This is a genomic window from Mycolicibacterium stellerae, from assembly GCF_003719305.1.
Taxonomy (GTDB): Bacteria; Actinomycetota; Actinomycetes; order Mycobacteriales; family Mycobacteriaceae; genus Mycobacterium; species Mycobacterium stellerae.
Window position 1 is genome coordinate 19,928 of record NZ_RARC01000011.1, and the last position, 21,890, is coordinate 41,817.

The following is a 21,890-nucleotide window of genomic DNA, read 5'->3' on the forward strand; positions in this document are numbered from 1 at the left end:
CTATACAAGTCGCCGCGATGCCCCCGGACCGGAAACGAGAACATGTTCTAGTTGCGGGTCTGAGCCGACGGCCGCGCGCAAGTAGGCTGGACGGTCGTGGCGACACTCTGGGCGGTCAGCGACCTGCATACCGGTCACACCGGCAACAAGCCGGTCACCGAATCGCTGCACCCTTCATCGCCGGACGACTGGCTGATCGTCGCGGGCGACGTCGCCGAGCGGACGGACGAGATCCGATGGGCGCTCGACCTGCTGCGGAAGCGGTTTGCCAAGGTCATCTGGGTACCCGGCAACCACGAACTGTGGACCACCTCCAAGGATCCGATGCAGGTGTTCGGCCGGGCGCGCTACGACTACCTGGTCAACATGTGCGACGAGATGGGAGTGGTCACCCCGGAGCATCCGTTTCCGGTGTGGACCGACGCCGGCGGACCCGCCACGATCGTGCCGATGTTCCTGCTCTACGACTACACGTTCTTGCCCGAGGGAGCCGCGACCAAGTCCGAGGGGCTGGCCATCGCCAAGGAACGCAACGTGGTGGCCACCGACGAGTTCGTGCTCTCCAACGAGCCGTACGCGACGAAGGACGCGTGGTGCCGCGACCGGGTGGAGAGCACCCGAAAGCGGCTCGAGGATCTCGACTGGGTGACGCCGACGGTTCTGGTGAACCACTTCCCGTTGGTGCGGGAGCCCTGCGATGCGCTGTTCTACCCGGAGTTCTCGCTCTGGTGCGGCACGACGGCTACCGCTGACTGGCACACCCGCTACAACGCGATCTGCTCGGTGTACGGGCACCTGCACATTCCCCGAACCACGTGGTACGACGGGGTGCGCTTCGAAGAGGTATCGGTGGGCTACCCCCGAGAGTGGCGGCGCCGCAAGCCCTATCGCTGGCTGCGCCAGGTGCTGCCCGACCCAAAGTACCCGGCCGGGTATCTCAACGAGTTCGGCGGGCATTTCGAGATCACCGATGAGATGCGGACCAGCGCGCAGAAAATTCAGGAGCGCATCGCCAACCGGCAGGCGACGCGGGCACGATGATCGTCGCGACGCTGCTTTCCGACGTGCTGCCCGACAAGGTGGCTGCCGCCGAGATGTACGACGACCCACCGGATTTGGCGCCGCTTCCCGAGGAGGAGCCGCTGATCGCCAAGTCGGTGGCCAAGCGCCGCAACGAGTTCATCACCGTGCGCTATTGCGCGCGGCAGGCGCTGGGAGAACTGGGTGTGCCGCCGGTGCCGATCCTGAAGGGGGATAAGGGCGAACCGTGCTGGCCCGACGGAGTGGTCGGCAGCCTCACGCACTGTGACGGCTACCGCGGCGCAGCGGTGGGCAGACACGAATCCGTGCGATCGGTCGGCATCGACGCCGAACCCCACGGCGTGCTGCCCGACGGTGTGCTCGGCGCGATCAGCCTGCCTGTCGAGCGGACCGAGATCAGCGCGCTGCCCCCAGGGTTGCACTGGGATCGAATCCTGTTCTGCGCCAAGGAGGCGACCTACAAGGCCTGGTACCCGGTCACCCGGCGCTGGCTGGGCTTCGAGGACGCCCACATCGTGTTCGACGTCGACGAGGGCGCGGCCTCCGGCGGATTCGAGTCCCGCATCCTCATCGACCCGGCCGCCCTGTCGGGACCGCCGCTGACAACGCTGCGGGGTCGGTGGTCTGTGCGGGACGGTTTGGCGCTTACGGCGATCGTGCTGTGACCGACCCCGGCCTGGTGGTGGTCGACAAGCCCTCGGGAATGACGAGCCACGATGTGGTTTCCAGGTGCAGGCGCATCTTCTCCACCCGCAAGGTCGGGCATGCGGGCACCCTGGACCCGATGGCCACGGGTGTCCTTGTGGTCGGCATCGAGCGGGCGACGAAGATCCTCGGGCTGCTGACGGCCACCGAGAAGTCATACGTCGCGACGATTCGCCTGGGTCAGACCACGTCCACCGAAGATGCCGAAGGCGAAGTGCTGCAAACTGTTTCGCCATCGCACATATCGGACGCCGACATCGAAGCCGCTATCGCGGCGCTGCGCGGCGACATCTCGCAGGTGCCGTCGTCAGTCAGCGCCGTCAAGGTCGGCGGCAAGCGGGCCTACCAACTCGCCCGCGAAGGGCAGACCGTCGAATTGGCGGCAAGGCCGGTGCGCATCGGCCGGTTCGAGGTCCGCGGTATCCGTCGACCGGCCGATCTGGTCGACGTCGATGTCGAGGTGGACTGCTCGAGCGGCACCTACATCCGGGCGCTGGCCCGCGATGTCGGCGTCGCACTCGGCGTCGGTGGACATCTCACCGCGCTGCGACGGACCCGGGTCGGTCGGTTCGGGCTCGACGAGGCCCGCACGCTCGACGCGTTGGCAGAAACGCCGCAGCTGTCCTACACCCTCGATGCGGCCTGCCTGCTGGCCTTCCCGCGACGGGACCTGACCGTCGACGAGGCCGAATCGGCCCGCCACGGCCGCGCACTGAACCCGGCGGGGATCGACGGCGTTTATGCCGCGGTGGCGCCGGACGAAAAGGTCATTTCTCTTCTCCGCGAAGAGGGCGATCGGGCAAAATCAGTAGTGGTGATTCGTCCCGCGACCCTGTAATGGCGTCAGCGCAACATTCATCCGCGTGAGGCCGCGCAGGTTGGGATTGGTGGTCCAGGTCGGTTCGCCGACCACCTCGACCCTTTCGACGTTGTCGACGATCTCGCGCAGCACAGCGGAGCCCTCCATGCGGGCGAGCTGCGCACCGAGACACAGATGCACGCCGGAGCCGAACGCGACGTGGCCTGTCGGATTGCGTTCGGCCCGAAAGACGTCCGGGTCGTCGAATTGACGGGGATCGCGGTTGGCCGCACCCCAGGCCAGTAACACGCGGGCGCCCTTGGGGATGGTGGCGGATCCGACCTGATAGTCGACAAGCGCTGTGCGATAGAAGCTTTGCACAGGCGACGAGAAGCGCAGCTGTTCCTCGATTGCGGAACCGATGAGCTCTGGTTGCCGCCGTAACAGCTCGAGTTGGTCGGGGTTCTCGGCGAGCGTCAAGAACAGCGTGCTGAGCAAGTTGGTCGTGGTCTCATTACCCGCAAGCAGCAGCAGCACCGCGATGAAGAACATCTCGTCGTAGGACAGCCGCCCGTCCTCGGTGTGTCTTGTCAGCCGACCGAGGATCGTGTCCTCGCCGAGCAGCTCACCCTTGCTCAGCTTCTCGGTGAAGAACGCGTGCATATGTCGGAAGCCCGTCAACGCCGGAACCATCTCGCGCAGGCCGGATTTCGAGATGTTGATATCGGCGACCCGGACCATGTCGTTCGACCATTGGCGGAATGCAGCTTGATCGTCGTCGCCGATGCCGAGGATGTGGGCGATCATTCCCATCGGCATCGGCACGGCCAGTGTCGAGACCACATCGGCGGGTGATTGCGCCAGCAGCCCGGCGACCAACCTGGCCGCCAGTTGGTCGACCATCGGCCGCCACGACTCGAGTGCGCCCCTGGTGAACCCCGGCATCGTCTGCTTCCGCATCCGCGTGTGTCGGGGCGCATCGGTGGTGATCAAGATCGGCAACTTCATCCGGCCGTAGGTGACGCCGTCGGCGCTGGACAGAGCGTGGTCGGCGCGTGCGGCGGCGCGAACGTCGGCGTAGCGGGTCAGGATGAAGATGCTGCGATGGGGGTTGTAATGCACCGGCCCGCCCTCGAGTAGTTCCCGATAGCGCGGATACGGATCGGCCGCCGTCGCGTGGTCGAACGGATCGAAGTCGGTGAGTTCGATGTTCGGCGGGACCGGCCGCGGCCGGTTTCGGTGCTTCGCCTCGCGCACGACGTTGGACGCAAGGGTTCTGGCGGTCAGGGGTCCGTACTTCCTGGCGAACCGGACGTCGCTGGTGATCGTCATGGATTCGACCGTAGAGCGAGGTCGGCGCGGGCAAGATGCTGCGTTGGGACAAAAGATTGATATTTTCGGACACGATGACCGTCCCGTCCGCCGTGCTCCGGCGTCCCGTCGTCGCCGCTCGAGTGCTCTGCGCGGTGGCTGCCGAGGTGGGAGTGTCCGTTTCCGACGTGCTCGCCGGTACGTCGGTGACTCCTGCTGACCTCGAGGCGCCGGACGGCGCAGTCTCCAGCGCCGACGAGATCACCATGGCGCGCACCCTGCTGCGTCTCGCACCGAAACCGGCGGGAATCGGCGTTGCGGTCGGCAGCCGCATCAACCTCACCAATCTCGGCATGTTCGGTTTCGCCGCGATGTCGTCGGGAACGCTGCGCGAACTGATATCGGTTGGCCTGCGCTTCTTTTCGCTGACCACGCTGCATTCGTCGATCGTGTTGTCGGAACGGCAATCCGAGTGCGAAATCACCGTCGACGCTGGCCATCTGCCCGCCGACGTGCGCCGGTTTTTCATGGAGCGCGATATCGCCGCGATCATGGCCACCGTGCCTGGTTTCGTCCATCCTGTGCTCGCCCGTCACGCCGACGAGATATGCGTCGAATTGGCCGCGGCCGAGGAATACCTGCGACCTCTGCTCGATGCCGTCGCGATCCGCGACATCGAGTTCGACCGCGACCGTACCGTCGTCCGCGTCCCGAGAGGGATGCTCGATGAACCGCTGCCGCAGGCTGACCCGCACACGCTCGCCGTGTGCGTCGCGGAGTGCGAGCGGATTCTCGAGCGGCGGCGGCGCCACCTTGGACTGTCGGCGCGGGTACGTTCGGAGCTGCTGTCCTCGCCGGGGGAGATGCCTGGCATCGATGCCGCCGCCGCGTCGCTGCATCTACACCCCCGCACCTTGCGTCGGCGGCTAGCAGAGGAGGGCACGTCGTTTCGTGCGATCACCAATGATGTGCGTGCCTCGCTGGCCACCGAGCTGCTGTCGCAGGTCGGGCTGACCGTCGAGCAGGTCGCTCGGCGGCTTGGCTACGCCGAGACGGCGGCTTTCAACCACGCCTTCTCGCGCTGGTTCGGACTCGCCCCAAGCGAATACCGTCGCACACACAGCATTTGATCAGGGTGCACTTATAAGTTTAGCCTGATGAATATGTCCGTCGATCGCCAAACCGAAGCCGTGGCAAGGGCGCTGCTGCTATGCGTTGGTCTGCTCCGGCGGAGGTTGCGGCAGACGCCCGTCGACGGCGAGCTGACGTTCCCCGAGACGGCGGCGCTCGGTCGCCTCGACCGTGGCGGACCCGCGGCCGCCGCCGACCTCGCCAGGCAGGAGCAGATCAGCCCACAGTCGATGGGCGCAACGCTGAGCGAGCTCGAAACCCGCGGGTTTGTCAAACGTCAAGCCGATCCCGGTGACGGGAGGCGAATCCTGTTGTCCATCAGTGCCGTAGGGCGCAAAGAACTCAATCGCCGACGCAACGCCCGCGTCGACCAGCTCGCTGCAGGGCTGGCGGATTTCACCGAAGCCGAACTCGACCAACTCGCAGCCGCGGCACCGCTGATCGAACGACTGGCGTACCACCTGTAAATGACCGTCGACGAACGACAGACCCGCACCGGCGACAATTACCGGTGGGTGGCGCTGACCAACACCACCGCCGCGGTCTTCATGTCCGCACTCGACGGCTCGATCGTCATCATCTCGTTGCCCGCGATCTTCCGAGGCATCCACCTGGACCCGCTTGCACCGGCCAACATCGCCTATCTGCTGTGGATGATCATGGGATATCGGCTGGTGCAGTCGGTACTGGTCGTCACGCTCGGCCGCATCGGCGACATGTACGGCCGCGTGCGCGTCTACAACGCGGGCTTCACCGTGTTCACCGTGGCGTCGATCCTGTTGTCGTTCGACCCCTTCGACGGCTCGGCCGCCGCGCAGTGGCTGATCGGTTGGCGACTGCTGCAGGCGGTCGGCGGGTCGATGCTGACGGCGAACTCGGCGGCGATCCTCACCGATGCCTTCCCTCCGGACAGGAGGGGCTTCGCGCTCGGATTCAACCAAGTTGCCGCGCTTGCCGGTCAGTTCATCGGGTTGGTCGCGGGTGGACTGCTGGCCGCCTGGGACTGGCGGGCGGTGTTCTGGGTGAACGTACCCGTCGGCGTCTTCGGCACGATCTGGGCCTATCGGCGGCTGCGCGACAACGGTGAGCGGCACCGCGGCCGGATCGACTGGTGGGGCAACATCACCTTCGCCGTCGGATTGTCGGCCGTCCTCGTCGCGATCACGACGGGCATACAGCCGCACGGCGGCCATCCCACCGGGTGGCATAGTCCGTTCGTGCTGGGAACCCTGGTGCTCGGCGTCGTTCTGCTGATCGCCTTCGTGCTGATCGAGTCAAGGGTCGCCGAACCGATGATCCGGTTGAGCCTGTTCAAGATTCGGGCGTTCAGCGCAGGCAACGCCGCCACGCTCGCCGCCGCCCTCGCGCAGGGTGGCCTGCAGTTCATGCTCATCATCTGGTTACAGGGGATATGGCTGCCGTTGCACGGCTACGACTACGCGGACACCCCGCTGTGGGCGGGCATCTTCATGCTGCCGCTGACGGCCGGATTCCTGGTCGCCGGGCCTGCGGCGGGCGCGGTGTCGGATCGACTCGGTGCCCGCGGGATCGCGTCGGCAGGCATGGTGTTGTTCGGTCTCAGCTTCGTCGGTCTCCTGCTGCTGCCCATCGACTTCCCGTACTGGGCCTTCGCAATGCTGATTGCGCTCAACGGAATTGGCAGCGGCATGTTCGCCGCGCCGAACACGTCCGCGATCATGGGCAGTGTGCTGCCCAGCGAGCGCGGGGTGGTATCCGGCATGCGCGCGACGTTCCAGAACAGCGGCACTGCGCTGTCGATCGGCGTGTTCTTCTCGCTGATGATCGTCGGTCTTGCGGGCAGCCTGCCCGGCGCACTCAGCGGCGGCCTTGAGCAGCACGGCGTGCCGCACGACGTGGCCCAGCAGGTCGCCGCGCTGCCACCGGTCTCAACGCTGTTCGCTGCGGTGCTCGGCGTCAACCCGCTCGAGCACCTGCTGGCCCCGAGCGGCGTGCTGGGGCGGCTGCCACCCGAGCGCCAGGCGGCCATCACCGGCCACGACTTCTTCCCCAGCCTCATCTCGGGCCCGTTCCACGACGGGCTGACGGTTGTGTTCGGCGTGTCGATCGCGCTAGCCGCGTTGGCCGCCGTCGCGTCGTTGGCGCGCGGACGGGCCAGCTGCTAGCCGACCACCCAGATCGCTTCTGCCGCAGGGCTTCCCAGGTCGACGGTGGTGCCAGGATCGCTCTCCTTGGCGTCGGCCGACTTGATCGCCACGGAGATCATGCCCGCGAAGTCGCGGCGGGCCAGCACCATCAGCCGCGAATCCAGGGTGATGCCCACGCTGTCGAAGTACCGCAGCATCTCCGGGTCGGCGTCGGAGATGCGGGCCACGGTCCCGGTCTCGCCGTCCTCGCACACCGACAGCTGCCGCGCATCCGGCGTCGGCACATGGCCGTCGGCGGCCGGGATCGGATCGCCATGCGGGTCTCGTTTCGGATAGCCGAGCTTGGCGTCGATGCGGTCGAGCATCCGGTCGGAGACGGCGTGCTCGAGCACTTCCGCCTCGTCGTGTACCTCGTCCCAGCTGTAGCCGAGCATCCGGACCAGAAAGGTCTCCATCAGCCGGTGCCTTCGCACCATCGAGAGCGCGGCCCGACGGCCCGCCTCGGTCAACGTCACCGCGCCGTACTTCTCGTGGTCGACCAAGCCCTGATCGGCCAGCTTGCGGATGGATTCCGACGCGGTGCTGGCCGACACCCCGATCCGCTCGGCGAGCATCTTGGTGCTCACCTTCTCCAGTGACCACTCCTGGGCGGTCCAGATGACCTTGAGGTAATCCTGGGCGACCGTGGTCAGGTCGCGCTGATTACCGTTCGGACTCACAGTCACAAAGTTTAGGCAATGGTCACCTGATCTGGGGATGTGACGCAGCCGGGGCCGCCCGCGCGCCGTAGGCTTGCCACCGTGCAGCGCTGGCGGGGGCGGGACGAGATCCCCACAGACTGGGGTAGATGCGTCGTGACGATCGGCGTGTTCGACGGGGTGCACCGCGGACACGCCGAGCTGATCAACCACGCCGTCAAGGCGGGCAGGTCCCGCGGTGTGCCCACGGTGTTGATGACGTTCGACCCGCATCCGATGGAGGTTGTCTTCCCCGGCAGCCATCCCGCTCAGCTGACCACCTTGACGCGGCGCGCCGAGTTGGTCGAGGAGATGGGCATCGACGTCTTCCTCGTCATGCCGTTCACATCGGACTTCATGAAGCTGACGCCCGAGCGCTACATCCATGAACTGCTGGTGGAGAGCCTGCACGTCGTCGAGGTGGTGGTCGGGGAGAACTTCACCTTCGGCAAGAAGGCGGCGGGCAACGTCGACCTGCTGCGTAAGGCGGGGGAGCGGTTCGGATTCGCGGTGGAGGGCATGTCCCTTGTCGCCGAGCACCAACAGGACCAAACCGTCACCTTCTCGTCGACCTACATCCGGTCCTGCGTGGACGCAGGCGACGTGGTGGCCGCAGCTGAGGGGCTGGGCCGGCCGCACCGCGTCGAGGGTGTGGTGGTTCGAGGCGACGGCCGCGGCAAGGTACTTGGCTATCCGACCGCCAACGTCGCGCCGCCGATGTATTCGGCCATCCCGGCCGACGGGGTGTATGCCGCGTGGTTCACCGTGCTCGGCCACGGCCCGGTCGTGGGCACCGTCGTGCCTGGTGAGCGGTATCAGGCGGCGGTCTCGGTCGGCACCAATCCGACCTTCTCCGGTCGGACCCGCACGGTCGAGGCGTTCGTCCTCGATACCGAGGCCGACCTGTACGGCCAGCACGTCGGGGTGGATTTCGTCGCCCGCATCCGCGGCCAGGAGCGTTTCGGCTCGGTGGACGACCTGATCACCGCCATGGGCGGCGACACGCAGCGGGCGCGCGCCATCCTTGCCGCCCAGTAGCGGCGATTTCGCAGCTCAAAGGGGCGCTGCTAGACTTCACGCCGACCAAGCGTGTGCTGCAGTTCGCGGTGGGCACGCTTTTCGGGGCATTGTGCCCCTCCTCGCGGACCTATCGATGGAGAGATTGTTTCGTGGCGCTCACAGCCGAACAGAAAAAAGACATCCTGGGCTCTTACGGCCTGCATGACACCGACACCGGTTCGCCGGAGGCGCAGGTCGCGCTGCTGACCAAGCGCATCGCGGACCTGACCGAGCACCTCAAGGTGCACAAGCACGACCACCACTCGCGGCGCGGACTTCTGCTGCTGGTCGGTCGGCGCCGCCGCCTGCTCAAGTACATCGCCCAGGTCGACGTGGCGCGCTACCGCTCCCTGATCGAGCGCCTTGGCCTGCGCCGCTGACATGAATACGGCCGGGTAGGCGTTACCAGTTGACGTGACTAACCCCGAATACATCCTTGGTAGCGACGAAGCCGAGATCGACCGACTGCAGACGCAGGCGGCCATCCTCGCCGAACCGACGGCCCTCCTTTTTCAGCGCGGCGGCATCCGGCCCGGCATGAGAGTCCTCGACCTCGGCAGCGGTCCCGGCGACGTCGCCTTTCAGGTCGCCGATATCGTCGGCCCAGACGGGTTCGTGGTCGGCGTCGAGCGGGACCCGGCTCAGATCGCCGCGGCAACGGCGCGGCGGGACCGACTCGGTTTGGGCAATGTCGAGTTTCGTCGGGGCGACGCGCGCACCTTCGTCGACGATGAGCCCTTCGACGCCGGGGTCTGCCGACTGTTGCTCATGCACCTGCCCGACGCTGCCGATGTTCTCGCACACCAGATGCGCAATCTGCGACCGGGGGGCGTCTTCGTCGCCGTGGATTACGACATGGGTGGTGCGCGCGCACTTCCCGAGGTCGAGCTGTACTCGCGCGTCCGCGACTGGTTGTGGGCAGGCTTCGAGTACGCCCATGTGGACCCGTTCGTCGGAATGCGCTTACCCGTGCTTTTCGGCCAGGCGGGCTATGACGACGTAGGGGCGCTCGGGCTGCAGGCCTACTGGCCGCCGGAGAACCGACAGGCTGCGGGCTATGTGGTCGGCGTGGTGCGCGCGATGAAAGACGCCATCGTCGCCTCGGGTGCCGCAACCGAGGACGAGATAGATCTCGACACGCTGGAGCTGCGGCTCGGGGATGCCCTCGGCGCGGCCGGCGCGGTGTACACGGCGCCGACGGTGGTCGGTGGGTGGGGCCGGCGCCCTTCGCGCACGTGAGGAGCAATCAGGCATCCAGCACCGCGGATTTCGGTCGCGTACCTGCTGCAATGTACGATGGCTTAGTTCGGCAGCCGGTTCGGCTCGAACACTTGGGTACGGCCTTCGCAACCACGTGAGCGCCGTTCCTGCCCGTCATATCGGGATCCGCCTGATCGCGCGGTCTTCGGTAGTGGCTGCCGGGGTATTGACTCCCGGCAGCTTCGATCGACGGCCGCTTCCAGGGCCAGGGTCCACACGCTGTGACGACGCAAAACAGTTGAACAGTGATCCAGAGAGGCCATACGGACGTCTATGTCTGTAGTTGAAATTGAAGAAGGCGTGTTCGAATCGACCGCCGTTATCGACAACGGGAGCTTCGGCACCCGCACCATTCGTTTCGAGACCGGTCGGCTGGCCAAGCAGGCCGCCGGCGCCGTCGTCGCCTACCTCGACGACGAGACCATGCTGCTGTCGGCCACGACGGCCAGCAAGACCCCCAAAGACCATTTCGACTTCTTCCCGTTGACGATCGACGTCGAAGAGCGGATGTATGCGGCGGGACGCATCCCTGGGTCGTTCTTCCGGCGTGAGGGTCGACCCTCCACGGACGCGATCCTGACCTGCCGCCTGATCGACAGGCCGCTGCGCCCCACCTTCATCTCGGGTCTGCGTAACGAGATCCAGGTCGTCGTCACCATCCTGAGCCTTGATCCCAAGGACCTGTACGACGTTCTGGCGATCAACGCCGCATCGGCGTCCACGCAGATCTCAGGAATTCCGTTCTCCGGCCCCGTCGGCGGCGTCCGCGTCGCGTTGATCGAGGGCACCTGGGTGGCGTTCCCCACCATCGAGCAGCTCGAGAACGCCGTGTTCGACATGGTCGTCGCGGGTCGCAAGACGGATGACGACGTGGCCATCATGATGGTCGAGGCCGAAGCCACCGACAACGTCATCGATTTGATCGCCGGTGGCGCAGGCGCCCCGACCGAGTCCGTCGTCGCCGAGGGTCTGGAAGCAGCCAAGCCGTTCATCGCCGCGTTGTGTGCCGCTCAGCAGGAGTTGGCCGACAAGGCCGCCAAGCCGACCGCCGAGTACCCGGTGTTCCCCGACTACCAGGACGACGTGTTCTACGCGGTGTCCTCGGTGGCAACCGATGAGCTGTCCAAGGCGCTGAGCATTGCGGGCAAAGAAGAGCGCAACGATCGCACCGACGAGATCAAGGCCGAGGTGCTTGCGCGGCTGGCCGACACCTATGAGGGTCGCGAGAAGGAGATCGGTGCGGCATTCCGATCGCTGACCAAGAAGCTTGTACGCCAACGCATTCTGACCGATCACTTCCGTATCGACGGCCGTGGCATCACCGATATCCGCGCGCTTTCCGCTGAGGTGGCCGTGATCCCGCGGGCGCACGGCAGCGCGTTGTTCGAGCGCGGCGAGACCCAGATCATGGGTGTGACCACGTTGGACATGGTCAAGATGGCCCAGCAGATCGACTCGCTGGGGCCGGAGAAGTCCAAGCGCTACATGCACCACTACAACTTCCCGCCGTACTCGACCGGTGAGACCGGCCGCGTCGGCTCGCCCAAGCGGCGTGAAATCGGGCACGGGGCGTTGGCCGAGCGGGCGCTCATGCCCGTGCTGCCGAGCGTCGAAGATTTCCCCTATGCGATCCGCCAGGTGTCCGAGGCGTTGAGTTCTAACGGCTCGACGTCGATGGGCTCGGTGTGCGCGTCGACCCTGTCGCTGCTGAACGCAGGCGTTCCGCTGAAGGCTCCGGTCGCGGGCATCGCGATGGGCCTGGTGTCCGACGACGTCGAACTGGACGACGGCAAGACGGAGCGTCGCTTCGTGACGCTGACGGACATCCTCGGCGCTGAGGATGCGTTCGGCGACATGGACTTCAAATGTGCAGGCACCAAGGACTTCGTCACCGCGCTGCAGCTCGACACCAAGCTCGACGGCATTCCGTCGCAGGTGCTGGCCGGCGCGCTGGCGCAGGCCAAGGACGCCCGTATCACCATTCTCGAGGTGATGGCCGAGGCCATCGACGCCCCCGACGAGATGAGCCCCTACGCACCGCGCGTCACCGCGATCAAGGTCCCGGTCGACAAGATCGGCGAGGTCATCGGGCCGAAGGGCAAGATGATCAACTCGATCACCGAGCAGACCGGCGCATCCATCTCCATTGAGGACGACGGCACCGTGTTCGTCGGTGCCACCGACGGCTTGTCGGCGCAGGCAGCGATCGACATGATCAACGCCATCGCCAACCCGCAGCTGCCCAAGACCGGTGAGCGGTTCCTCGGAACCGTGGTCAAGACAACCGATTTCGGCGCGTTCGTGTCGCTGCTGCCCGGCCGCGACGGGCTGGTGCACATCTCCAAGCTCGGCCGGGGCGAGCGCATCGCCAAGGTCGAAGACGTCGTGAAGGTCGGCGACAAGCTGCGTGTGGAGATCGCCGATATCGACAACCGCGGCAAGATCTCGCTGGTCCTGGTGTCGGAAGACGAAGAATCCGTGGCGGCGGCTCCTGTTGATACGCCTGTCGATGCCACGACAGGCAGCTAGCGGGAAGGCGGGCCTGCGACGGGTCCGCCGCGGCAACGAGGGCGCGACAGAGTCCACAGTGCGACGCACCACCCTGCCCGGTGGTCTGCGCGTCGTCACCGAATACATCCCGTCGGTGCGCTCGGCGTCGGTCGGTGTGTGGGTGGGCGTCGGTTCGCGCGACGAAGGATCCAGCGTTGCCGGCGCCGCGCACTTCCTCGAGCACCTGTTGTTCAAATCCACCCCGACACGCAGCGCGGTGGAGATCGCCCAGGCGGTGGACGCGGTCGGCGGTGAACTGAACGCGTTCACGGCACGGGAGCACACCTGCTATTACGCGCACGTCCTCGACAACGATCTCGAGCTGGCCATCGACCTGGTCGCCGACGTCGTGCTGCGGGGTTCGTGTGCGGTCGAGGACGTGGAGCTCGAGCGCGCAGTGGTGCTCGAGGAGATCGCCATGCGTGACGACGATCCGGAGGACACTCTCGGCGACGTCTTCCTGTCCGCCGTATTCGGGGCGCACCCGGTCGGGCGGCCGGTGATCGGCAGTGCCGCATCGGTTTCGGCGATGACGCGTTCGCAGCTGCATTCGTTCCACGTCCGCCGCTACACACCAGAACGGATGGTGGTTGCGGTCGCGGGCAACGTCGACCATGACGAGGTGGTCGGGCTGGTGCGCGAGCATTTCGGCCGGCATTTGACGCGCGGTCGCACAGCGGTTCCACCACGCAAGGGCACCGGCCGGGTGACCGGCCAACCGTGTCTTGAGGTGGTCAACCGGGACGCCGAGCAGACCCATATGTCGTTGGGCGTGCGGGTGCCTGGCCGGCACTGGAAGCAGCGGTGGGCGTTGTCGGTTCTGAATACCGCGCTGGGCGGCGGCCTGAGTTCGCGCTTGTTCCAGCAGATTCGCGAGACTCGCGGGCTTGCCTACTCGGTGTATTCGACGGTCGACACGTTCTCCGACACCGGCGCGCTTTCGGTCTATGCCGCGTGCCTGCCCGAGCGCTTCGGCGAAGTCGCCAGGGTGACAACCGACGTGTTGGAGACGGTGGCCCGCGATGGGATCACCGAAGCCGAGTGCCGGATCGCCAAGGGGTCGTTGTGCGGCGGGTTGGTGCTCGGGCTTGAGGACTCCGGCTCGCGGATGAACCGCATCGGCCGCAGTGAGTTGAACTTCGGCGAGCACCGCAGCATCGATCAGACCTTGGAGCTGATCAACGATGTCACCCTCGACCAGGTCAACGCCGTCGCGCGCAAGCTGCTGACCAGGCCGTACGGCGCCGCGGTCCTCGGGCCTTATCGGACCAAAAGGTCACTGCCGCAGCCGCTTCGGGCAATCGCGGGCTGATCACCTACCGTGGGAGCAGTGAATCACCTCTCCCGACGAAGCATGTTGGTCGGCGGTTTGGCAGTCGCCGGCCTCGCCGCGTGCACGCAGAAATCCGTCCTTGCTGATCCCGCCGAGCCGATCCCGCCGGTGCACGACCGCATCGAAGCGCTGCAGCGACGGCACAACGCGAAGATCGGCGTGTACACCATCAACCTGGATTCCGGCCGAACGGTTTCTCACCTCGACGGCGAATCCTTCGCCATGTGTTCGACGTTCAAGGGTTACGCCGCCGCCAGGGTTCTACAGATGGTCCAGAACGGGGAGCTGACGCTGGACCGGCAGGTGTTCGTCGACCCCGAGCAGACCTCGCTGCCCAACTCACCGAGGACCGCCGCCAACTCCGGCGGCCAGATGACGTTGGCAGAGCTGTGCGCTGCCGCGGTGCAGGTCAGCGACAACGCAGCTGGCAACCTGCTCCTCCAGACGATCGGCGGGCCCTCTGCCATCACTGATTTCGCGCGCAGCATCGGCGATGATCGCACCCGGCTGGACCGCTGGGAGATCGAGCTGAACACCGCGATCCCGGGCGACCCGCGCGACACCAGCAGTCCACGTGCGCTCGGCGGCGGATACCGGAACCTGCTGACCGGGGACGTGCTGGCAGCACCGCAGCGTCAGCAGCTCGAAGACTGGTTGCGGGCCAATGAGACTTCGAGCATGCGGGCAGGCCTTCCCGAGGGCTGGACCACCGCGGACAAGACGGGCAACGGTGACTACGGCAGCACCAACGATGTCGGTATGGCGTACGGGCCGCGGGGCCAGCGGCTGCTGTTGGCGATCATGACGCGCTCGCAGGCCAACGATCCGAAGGCGGCGAACAATCGGCCGCTGATCGGCGAACTCACCACGCTGCTGGTGCCTTGGCTGCTGGGATGACCCGATGACAGACCCGACCCCGACCTGCTACCGGCACCCGGACCGCGCGACGTATGTCCAGTGCACGCGGTGTCACCGGTACATCTGCCCGGAGTGCATGCGCGACGCCGCCGTCGGCCACCAGTGCGTGGAGTGCGTCAGCGAAGGCGCCAAGACGGTTAGGCAGCCGCGGACGCAGTTCGGTGGCCGAATGGGTTCGGCCACACCGGTGGTCAGCTATGCCCTGATCGCGCTCAACGTGGTGTTGTTCGTCGCCCAGATGGCGTCGCGGAAGTTCGAGGCGGCGCTGACGATGTGGTCGCCTGCGGTTGCCGACGGCGAATTCTGGCGGATGATCACCTCGGCGTTCCTGCACAACGGGATCACCCACATTCTGTTCAACATGTTTGCGCTGTTCGTGGTCGGTCCGCCGTTGGAGATCTGGCTGGGCCGGCTGCGCTTCAGCGCGCTCTATCTGCTCAGTGCGCTGGGCGGGTCAGTGGTGATCTACCTGTTCTCGCCGCTCAATGCGGCGACGGTAGGAGCGTCGGGAGCTGTATTCGGTTTGTTCGCAGCCACTTTCGTGGTGGCCAAGAAGGTCAACGTGGACATCCGCTGGGTTGTCATCATGATCGTGATCAACCTGGTGATCACGTTTACGGTGCCATCGATCAGCTGGCAGGGACATCTCGGCGGGTTGGTTACGGGCGGACTAGTCGCGCTGGCCTACGCGTATGCGCCGCGCGAGAACCGCGACCTGGTGCAGGCGGGTGCGACGGTCGGCATCCTGGTGCTGTTCGTCGCGCTCATCTGGTGGCGGACAACCGAACTGCTGGCGCTGATCTAACGGAGTTGCATCGAGTCGTCGCGGGTGAGCACGAAGAAGTACGGCTTCTTCGATCCGCGTAGATCCATTGCTCCGATGACGCTTTGGTCGTCCAGCTTGCGGAAGACGTCGTTGATGGGTAGCTGGTCGTAGATCATGGTTGCGGTGTCGACGCCGCGATAGCGCGTTGTGCGCAGCCTTGCCTTCGGGCTCTGCGTTCGCAGAATCGGGCTCGCATAGTTGATGAAGGCCGTGTGGTTGCGGCGCCGCAGCGCCGGAATCCTCGTGACCATGCCGAGGCCGGAAAAGGCCAGGATCGGTTTGACCGCCCAGAGCGCGCGGCCGTCAGCGGTGGGAAACAGCAGCGGGTGGACGGTCTCGCTGTCGACGAACTGCTTTCCCCACCATCCGCTGGCCTCAAGCAGGCCGTCCAACGGGTGGCCGGTGGGAAGTTCGGCGCCGTGCCACGTACCGATCATGAATTCGGCTTCGGCCGCGGGGCTGGCGTCGAACAGTGCCAGCGCGTCATCGGTAGTAGTCGGGGCATTCGGGAGTACGTCGGCCAGAACCATGCCACGACCGTACTTGACAGGTGTCAAGGATGGAATCGGCCAGACTGTGATCTGTGTCGGCGACCGATGGCTGCCCGTGCGGCAGTGGCGAAATATTCGAGCTGTGTTGCCTGCCGCTTCACGCCGGGCAGCGGCTGGCTGCGACCGCAGAGGAGTTGATGAGGTCGCGGTACACCGCCTACGCGGCGGGGGACTTGGACTATGTCTGGCGGACGTGGCATCCGCGCACCCGGCCAGAGGTGTTGACACCCTCGGGTGAGACCTGGACGGGACTGGAAATCCTCGACACGGTGGCGGGACAGCACGGCGACGAGTTGGGGGAGGTGGAGTTTCGAGCCCACTACCACCTGAACCGACGAAGTGGGACGCTGCATGAGCGGTCCCACTTCGCCGTTAGAGCCCGTCGTTGGCTTTACGTGGACGGGGAGTTGTTCGGTTGAGCGATCAGGCCAGTACGGTGGCCGGGTCGGTGAACGGCAGCTCGAGATCGGAGGCCACCTGCTCGGAGAGCAGGTCGCCCTCGTGCGTCGAAAGTCCCTTGGCCAGAGCGGAATCGGCCTGGCATGCGGCCTTCCAGCCCCTGTCGGCGAGCTTGATCACGTACGGCATCGTCGCGTTCGTCAGCGCATAGGTCGACGTGCGCGGAACGGCGCCGGGCATGTTGGCCACGCAGTAGAACACCGTGTCGTGAACTGCGAAGGTCGGGTCGTCGTGGGTGGTGGGCCGCGAGTCCTCGAAGCAGCCACCCTGGTCGATCGCGATGTCGACCAGCACGGCACCTGGCTTCATGTGCGCGACAGTCGAATTCGTGACGAGCTTCGGGGCCTTCGCGCCGGGCACCAGCACGGCGCCGATCACCAGGTCGGCGTCCTTGACCGCGTCCTCGAGGTCCAGCATGGACGAGTAGCGGGTCTCGATGGCTCCGCTGTTCTCGTTGTCGATCTTGCGAAGCGTGTTGACGTTCACGTCGAAGACGGCCACGTGGGCACCCATACCCTTGGCGATGCGGGCGGCGTTGTAGCCGGCCACGCCGCCTCCGATCACGACGACCTCGGCGGGGGCCACACCCGGCACGCCGCCCATCAGGACGCCGCGGCCGCCGTGGCTGCGCATCAGATGGTAGGCGCCGACCTGCGCCGACAACCGGCCTGCAACCTCGCTCATCGGCGCCAGCAGCGGCAGCGCGCCGTCGGCGGTCTGCACGGTCTCGTAGGCGATCGAGGTGGTGCCAGAAGCCATCAGCGCATCGGTGCACGGCTTGGAAGCGGCCAGGTGAAGATAGGTGAACAGGGTCTGGCCCTCGCGCAGGCGGGCATACTCGGGCTCGATCGGCTCCTTGACCTTGAGCAGCAGATCGGCCTCGGCCCAGACCTCGTCGACGCTGTTGACCATCTGGGCGCCTGCCCGCTTGAAGTCGGCGTCGGAGATCGCAGAGCCCTCGCCCGCACCGGCCTCAATGAGCACCTCGTGGCCACGGTGGACCAGCTCGGCCACACCTGCAGGGGTGATGGCGACTCGGAATTCGTTGTTCTTGATCTCGGTCGGGATGCCGACGCGCATGATCGCTCCTGTTTGTCGATGGACTCCCTAAATTGTGAAGAACCTTCGACTCACAAGCAATAGAACCGATGATCATTCGATATCATGGGGTAGTGACAGAAGAATCATCACTCGCGCCGGTGAGTCGCCCGCGTTCGCCGAAGGATGTTCAGCAGCCCGAGCTCGACGAGGTCGACCGCCGGATTCTGATCACCCTGCACCGCGATGCCCGGATGCCCAACAGTGCGCTCGCTGATGCTGTCGGCATCGCGCCGTCGACATGTCATGGCCGGGTTCGCCGACTGCACGAACTTGGTGTCATCCGTGGTTTCTATGCCGACATCGACCCGGCCGCGATCGGCCTGTCCCTGCAGGCGATGATCTCGGTCAGCCTGCAGGCCAACGCCAGGGCGAAAATCCGCAACTTCATCCAGCACATCCGGCGCAAGCCTCAGGTGATGGACGTCTACTTTCTCGCCGGTGCCGACGACTTCATCTTGCACGTCGCCGCCCGCGACACAGAGGACCTCCGATCGTTTGTGGTGGAGAACCTCAACGCCGATGCCGACGTCGCGGGTACGCAGACATCGTTGATCTTCGAGCATCTGCGGGGCGCCTCGCCGCTGTAAAACGAGCGGAAGTCCGGATGGCTTCGGGCTCACCGGGCGCCGGGAGCAGCATCGTCACGACGGTCACGTCGAAAACCGTGTACGTCGACGTCGACTGCTGCTCAGAAGGGTGGGTCGTCGGGTTGGGGGTGTTGGGGTGGGGGTCGCCAGTCCGGTGGTAGCTCTTCGGGTTCGGGTGGGTCGTTGATCCAGGTGCAGTAGGGGCTGGTGCTGGGTCGGCCTTTGAGGATGAACAGCATTTTGCGCATGTGGTTGCGGCCTTTGCGGTAGCCGATTTCTCGGCGGCGGGCCTGTTGGAGCTGGCGGTGGGCTTCGTTGATCGGCCGCAATGTCCGGTTGCGGCTGCGGATACGCGCGATGCGCCCCGTGCGCTCGCCAGAGCGGTTGCGGGCCAGCGGTGTGGGTGGTTGGCAGGCCGGTGCGGACGCCATGTCGGGGAACAGGTCAACCCCGCCGGGCGTGGTGCGGTAGATCTCACCGCTCGGCGAGGTCCACACCACTGTCCCGTCGGGCAGTTGTTCGTCGCGCCAGCCCTCATTGAAGGTCTTATCTCGATGATGTTGACGGCACACGCATTTGAGGTTCCACGGGACCGTCAGACCGCCGTTGCGGGGGTCGGCGTGATTGAACGCGATGGTGTGGTCCACATCGCAGCCCGCCGCGGGACGGTCACAGCCGGGAAACCGGCATGTCAGATCGCGCAGCCGAACCCACCGCTGCACCGCCGCGGTCGGCTGATAGCGCAGCGCCTGCGCTTGGCTGACCACTGGCTCCGCGAGCAGCCTCAGCGTCGCGTTCTGGGCCAGGACGCGGATCTGCTCGGCGTCGATCACCCCGTAGCCCTCGATGTAGCCGGGTTGGCTGCCGCCGCCCAGAACCGTGTGCGCCCCGGCGATGACATTGATCGCGATCCTGGTGGCCGGCGCGGTATCAGCGGATCGGTTCGGGCAGTCGGTCGCCCCGCATAAGCAGGCCAGCCGGCGGGCCTCGGCCATCGCCTTGAGGGCGTCGGTGCGCCGCTGGGCCCTCGTGCGCGGATCGGCGCGGCAGACACCATTGGCCAGTTCGGTTAACCGGGCGTCGAAGGCCACCGCCGCGTCGAGTGCGACGATGCCGTCGATCTTGGCGGTGCCATCCCCGCGGGCGGTCACCTCAAGGCGGCGCCGGTCTTCTTGGCGCTCCCGCTCGCGGATGGCGTCGGGATCACACCGACGCACAGCGGCGTCGACGGCGTTGATGACCCGCCGACGCGACCAGCAGTGCCACCGCGACATCCGTCCGGCCAGGTCGGCGTCCACCCGGGCCATCGCGCTGTCCTTAAGAACTCGGTACGGGTGATGATCACCGCCACTGTGGGCCAATCGGTGTCACCGGCGGCCAACACCGCAGCCACCTGCGGCAGCCGCTCCATCAGCGTGTCGGCGTGCGACACCATCACGCTGGCCGCCGCAGGCGACAAATTCATCGCCGCGGCCACCTCAGCGCAGGTGCGCTGAAATCCCGTCACCAACATGAAACCCGGATCGGGATCCTCGGCCTGCACCTCCACGGTGCGCTGGGCCAACAACTCGGCGATATCAGCCATCCGCTGCGCCACCAGCATCGACTCCTGACGCCCCGAGTCAGCAATCGCCAACACCAACTCGGTCGGAGCCAACACCGCCACCGGATCGAACATACATTCGACAATAAACGAACCCACCGACAAACTAGGGTGGGCGCATGCGAGTGGCAGTGCTGGGCAGTAAGGGCAAGGTCGGCTCGACCATGGTGGCGGCCGTTCAAGACGCCGACGACCTGACATTGTCGGCCGAGGTCGACGCGGGCGATCCGCTCAGCCTGCTCACCGAGAGCCGCACCGAGGTCGTCATCGACTTCACCCACCCCGACGTGGTGATGGACAACCTGAAGTTCCTCATCGAGAACGGCATCCACGCCGTCGTCGGCACCACCGGCTTCGACGACAAACGAATCGGACAGGTGCGCAGTTGGCTGACCTCCAACCCTGACGTTGCCATTCTCATCGCCCCGAACTTCGCGATCGGCGCCGTGTTGTCGATGCATTTCGCCCAGCAGGCGGCCAAGTTCTTCGAGTCGGTCGAGGTCATCGAGCTTCACCACCCACACAAAGCCGACGCACCATCCGGGACCGCGGCGCGCACGGCACGGCTCATCGCCGAAGCCCGAAAAGGCATGCCGCCCAATCCCGATGCCACCAGTACGGGGCTGGAAGGCGCACGGGGAGCAAACGTCGACGGCATACCCGTGCACTCCGTCCGGCTGGCCGGGCTCGTCGCGCACCAGGAAGTGCTGTTCGGCACGCAGGGTGAGACGCTGACGATCCGTCACGACAGCCTGGACCGCACCTCGTTCGTCCCCGGGGTGCTGCTGGCGGTGCGGAAGGTGAAGGAACACCCTGGGCTCACCGTGGGCATAGAGCCGCTACTCGACCTGACATGAGCACCGAGGGCGGGCGTGCTCTTCGCATACAGCTGCTCATCGGCTTCATGTGTGTGGCGATGGTCGTCTACTTTCTCCTTCTCGGCCGGATCGCGTGGGCCTTCATCACATCGGGCAGTGGCGCCGCGATCGGCCTCGGGTTCGCGATACTGGTGATGCCGCTGATCGGCATCTGGGTGATGGTCGCCACGCTGCAGGCCGGCCTCGCACACCAACGGCTGGCGCGCCTCGCCCGCGAGGAGGGTATGGAACTCGATGTCAGCGGCCTGCCCACGATGCAGTCCGGCCGGATCCAGCGCGACGCGGCCGACGCGTTGTTCGAAACCGTCCGTGGCGAACTGGAGCGCGACCGTGACAACTGGCTCCGCTGGTATCGGCTGGCACGGGCGTATGACTATGCGGGCGACCGCAGCCGTGCGAGAGAGGCGATGAAGAAGGCCGTCGAACTGCAGGAGGCGACGCGATGAAGAGGCTGCTCATTGTTCATCACACGCCGTCGCCACATACGCACGAGATGTTCGAAGCGGTTTTATCGGGTGCGACCGACCCCGAGATCGAGGGCGTCGAAGTCGTGCGTCGACCGGCGTTGACGGTCTCGGCGACCGACATGCTCGAAGCCGACGGCTATCTGCTGGGCACTCCGGCCAACCTCGGCTACATGAGCGGTGCGATGAAGCACGCGTTCGATGTCTGCTACTACCCGTGCCTCGACACGACACGTGGCCGACCGTTCGGCGTCTTCCTGCACGGCAACGAGGGCGCCGAAGGCGCCGAGCGGGGCATCGATTCCATCACGACCGGCCTGGGCTGGATCAAGGCCGCCGACACCGTCGTGGTGTCGGGCAAGCCGACGAAGGACGACCTTGAGGCGTGCTGGAATCTCGGTGCGACGGTCGCCGCCCAGCTGATGGTTTGAGAGGTCCTGTCGCCGGCGCC

The 21,890-nt window shown here is 66.0% G+C and carries 22 protein-coding genes and 1 pseudogene; 18 read left to right on the forward strand and 5 right to left on the reverse strand.

Annotated features, from left to right (window positions below; translation table 11 throughout):
* The first annotated feature begins 96 nt into the window (after positions 1-96).
* Genes D6M19_RS15490 through truB form a run of 3 tightly spaced genes read left to right on the forward strand, consistent with a single transcriptional unit; the run spans position 97 to position 2,584 of the window.
* Positions 97-1,041: an ACP phosphodiesterase PptH gene (locus D6M19_RS15490; protein WP_123026123.1), complete on the forward strand. Its 945-nt coding sequence runs from the start codon at positions 97-99 to the stop codon at positions 1,039-1,041.
* Complete coding sequence (pptT, locus tag D6M19_RS15495) at positions 1,038-1,706, forward strand: 4'-phosphopantetheinyl transferase PptT (protein ID WP_123026124.1); 669 nt, start codon at positions 1,038-1,040, stop codon at positions 1,704-1,706. The genes D6M19_RS15490 and pptT overlap by 4 nt, the downstream gene beginning before the upstream one ends.
* Positions 1,703-2,584 carry a tRNA pseudouridine(55) synthase TruB gene (gene truB, locus D6M19_RS15500; protein ID WP_123026125.1) on the forward strand — a complete coding sequence of 294 codons (882 nt, stop codon included), beginning with the start codon at positions 1,703-1,705 and terminating at the stop codon, positions 2,582-2,584. Before pptT ends, truB begins: the two co-directional genes overlap by 4 nt.
* Here truB and D6M19_RS15505 read toward each other — a convergent pair.
* On the reverse strand, positions 2,552-3,877 hold the full coding sequence (locus tag D6M19_RS15505; RefSeq protein WP_123026126.1) for a cytochrome P450: 1,326 nt from the start codon (positions 3,875-3,877) through the stop codon (positions 2,552-2,554). The genes truB and D6M19_RS15505 overlap by 33 nt on opposite strands.
* Positions 3,878-3,951: 74 nt before the next feature.
* Here D6M19_RS15505 and D6M19_RS15510 point away from each other — a divergent pair, with 74 nt between their 5' ends.
* The 3 genes from D6M19_RS15510 to D6M19_RS15520 are packed head-to-tail and all read left to right on the forward strand — an operon-like array spanning position 3,952 to position 7,131.
* A complete protein-coding gene (locus D6M19_RS15510; protein ID WP_123026283.1) occupies positions 3,952-4,986 on the forward strand; it encodes an AraC family transcriptional regulator in 1,035 nt (344 codons plus the stop codon).
* A gap of 33 nt (positions 4,987-5,019) precedes the next feature.
* Complete coding sequence (locus D6M19_RS15515; protein WP_123026284.1) at positions 5,020-5,454, forward strand: MarR family winged helix-turn-helix transcriptional regulator; 435 nt, start codon at positions 5,020-5,022, stop codon at positions 5,452-5,454.
* Positions 5,455-7,131, forward strand: coding sequence for an MFS transporter (locus tag D6M19_RS15520; RefSeq protein WP_123026127.1), 1,677 nt, complete (start codon positions 5,455-5,457; stop codon positions 7,129-7,131).
* On the opposite strand, the gene mntR is transcribed toward D6M19_RS15520, so the two are convergent.
* A complete protein-coding gene (gene mntR / locus D6M19_RS15525; RefSeq protein ID WP_123026128.1) occupies positions 7,128-7,832 on the reverse strand; it encodes a manganese-binding transcriptional regulator MntR in 705 nt (234 codons plus the stop codon). The genes D6M19_RS15520 and mntR overlap by 4 nt on opposite strands.
* An 81-nt stretch (positions 7,833-7,913) precedes the next feature.
* Between mntR and D6M19_RS15530 the strand changes: the two genes are divergently transcribed.
* From D6M19_RS15530 to D6M19_RS15560, 7 genes are all read left to right on the forward strand, one after another.
* Positions 7,914-8,888, forward strand: coding sequence for a bifunctional riboflavin kinase/FAD synthetase (locus D6M19_RS15530; RefSeq protein ID WP_123026129.1), 975 nt, complete (start codon positions 7,914-7,916; stop codon positions 8,886-8,888).
* A 131-nt stretch (positions 8,889-9,019) separates the two neighbouring features.
* Positions 9,020-9,289: a 30S ribosomal protein S15 gene (gene rpsO, locus D6M19_RS15535; RefSeq protein ID WP_123026130.1), complete on the forward strand. Its 270-nt coding sequence runs from the start codon at positions 9,020-9,022 to the stop codon at positions 9,287-9,289.
* A gap of 34 nt (positions 9,290-9,323) precedes the next feature.
* Positions 9,324-10,148 (forward strand): class I SAM-dependent methyltransferase, encoded by an 825-nt coding sequence (locus D6M19_RS15540; protein WP_123026131.1) that lies wholly within the window; start codon positions 9,324-9,326, stop codon positions 10,146-10,148.
* Positions 10,149-10,442: 294 nt separating this feature from the next.
* On the forward strand, positions 10,443-12,698 hold the full coding sequence (locus D6M19_RS15545) for a polyribonucleotide nucleotidyltransferase (protein ID WP_123026132.1): 2,256 nt from the start codon (positions 10,443-10,445) through the stop codon (positions 12,696-12,698).
* Positions 12,679-14,031 carry a M16 family metallopeptidase gene (locus D6M19_RS15550; protein WP_123026133.1) on the forward strand — a complete coding sequence of 451 codons (1,353 nt, stop codon included), beginning with the start codon at positions 12,679-12,681 and terminating at the stop codon, positions 14,029-14,031. The genes D6M19_RS15545 and D6M19_RS15550 overlap by 20 nt, the downstream gene beginning before the upstream one ends.
* 18 nt (positions 14,032-14,049) lie before the next feature.
* Entirely contained in the window at positions 14,050-14,949 is a 900-nt protein-coding gene (bla, locus tag D6M19_RS15555; protein ID WP_123026134.1) for a class A beta-lactamase, read from the forward strand.
* 4 nt (positions 14,950-14,953) lie between these two features.
* The gene (locus D6M19_RS15560; RefSeq protein ID WP_123026135.1) at positions 14,954-15,775 is read left to right on the forward strand and encodes a rhomboid family intramembrane serine protease; all 822 of its coding nucleotides are present in this window, start codon (positions 14,954-14,956) and stop codon (positions 15,773-15,775) included.
* On the opposite strand, the gene D6M19_RS15565 is transcribed toward D6M19_RS15560, so the two are convergent.
* The gene (locus D6M19_RS15565; protein ID WP_123026136.1) at positions 15,772-16,326 is read right to left on the reverse strand and encodes a DUF4334 domain-containing protein; all 555 of its coding nucleotides are present in this window, start codon (positions 16,324-16,326) and stop codon (positions 15,772-15,774) included. The two genes, D6M19_RS15560 and D6M19_RS15565, sit on opposite strands and share 4 nt — an antisense overlap.
* A 53-nt stretch (positions 16,327-16,379) precedes the next feature.
* On the opposite strand from D6M19_RS15565, the gene D6M19_RS15570 reads away from it, so the two are divergent.
* Positions 16,380-16,766: a YchJ family protein gene (locus tag D6M19_RS15570; RefSeq protein ID WP_123026137.1), complete on the forward strand. Its 387-nt coding sequence runs from the start codon at positions 16,380-16,382 to the stop codon at positions 16,764-16,766.
* 4 nt (positions 16,767-16,770) lie between these two features.
* Here the strand turns inward: D6M19_RS15570 and ald are convergent, their stop codons facing one another.
* The gene (ald, locus tag D6M19_RS15575; protein ID WP_123026138.1) at positions 16,771-17,886 is read right to left on the reverse strand and encodes an alanine dehydrogenase; all 1,116 of its coding nucleotides are present in this window, start codon (positions 17,884-17,886) and stop codon (positions 16,771-16,773) included.
* A 92-nt stretch (positions 17,887-17,978) separates the two neighbouring features.
* On the opposite strand from ald, the gene D6M19_RS15580 reads away from it, so the two are divergent.
* Positions 17,979-18,494: an HTH-type transcriptional regulator AldR gene (locus D6M19_RS15580; RefSeq protein WP_123026285.1), complete on the forward strand. Its 516-nt coding sequence runs from the start codon at positions 17,979-17,981 to the stop codon at positions 18,492-18,494.
* Between the two features lie 101 nt (positions 18,495-18,595).
* Here the strand turns inward: D6M19_RS15580 and D6M19_RS15585 are convergent.
* Positions 18,596-20,172: pseudogene (locus D6M19_RS15585) on the reverse strand (DUF222 domain-containing protein).
* 44 nt (positions 20,173-20,216) lie between these two features.
* On the opposite strand from D6M19_RS15585, the gene dapB reads away from it, so the two are divergent.
* Genes dapB through D6M19_RS15600 form a run of 3 tightly spaced genes read left to right on the forward strand, consistent with a single transcriptional unit; the run spans position 20,217 to position 21,870 of the window.
* Complete coding sequence (gene dapB, locus D6M19_RS15590; RefSeq protein WP_123026139.1) at positions 20,217-20,954, forward strand: 4-hydroxy-tetrahydrodipicolinate reductase; 738 nt, start codon at positions 20,217-20,219, stop codon at positions 20,952-20,954.
* Positions 20,951-21,421 (forward strand): tetratricopeptide repeat protein, encoded by a 471-nt coding sequence (locus tag D6M19_RS15595; RefSeq protein ID WP_123026140.1) that lies wholly within the window; start codon positions 20,951-20,953, stop codon positions 21,419-21,421. Before dapB ends, D6M19_RS15595 begins: the two co-directional genes overlap by 4 nt.
* Positions 21,418-21,870 carry a flavodoxin family protein gene (locus D6M19_RS15600; protein WP_123026141.1) on the forward strand — a complete coding sequence of 151 codons (453 nt, stop codon included), beginning with the start codon at positions 21,418-21,420 and terminating at the stop codon, positions 21,868-21,870. Before D6M19_RS15595 ends, D6M19_RS15600 begins: the two co-directional genes overlap by 4 nt.
* Positions 21,871-21,890 lie beyond the last annotated feature (20 nt).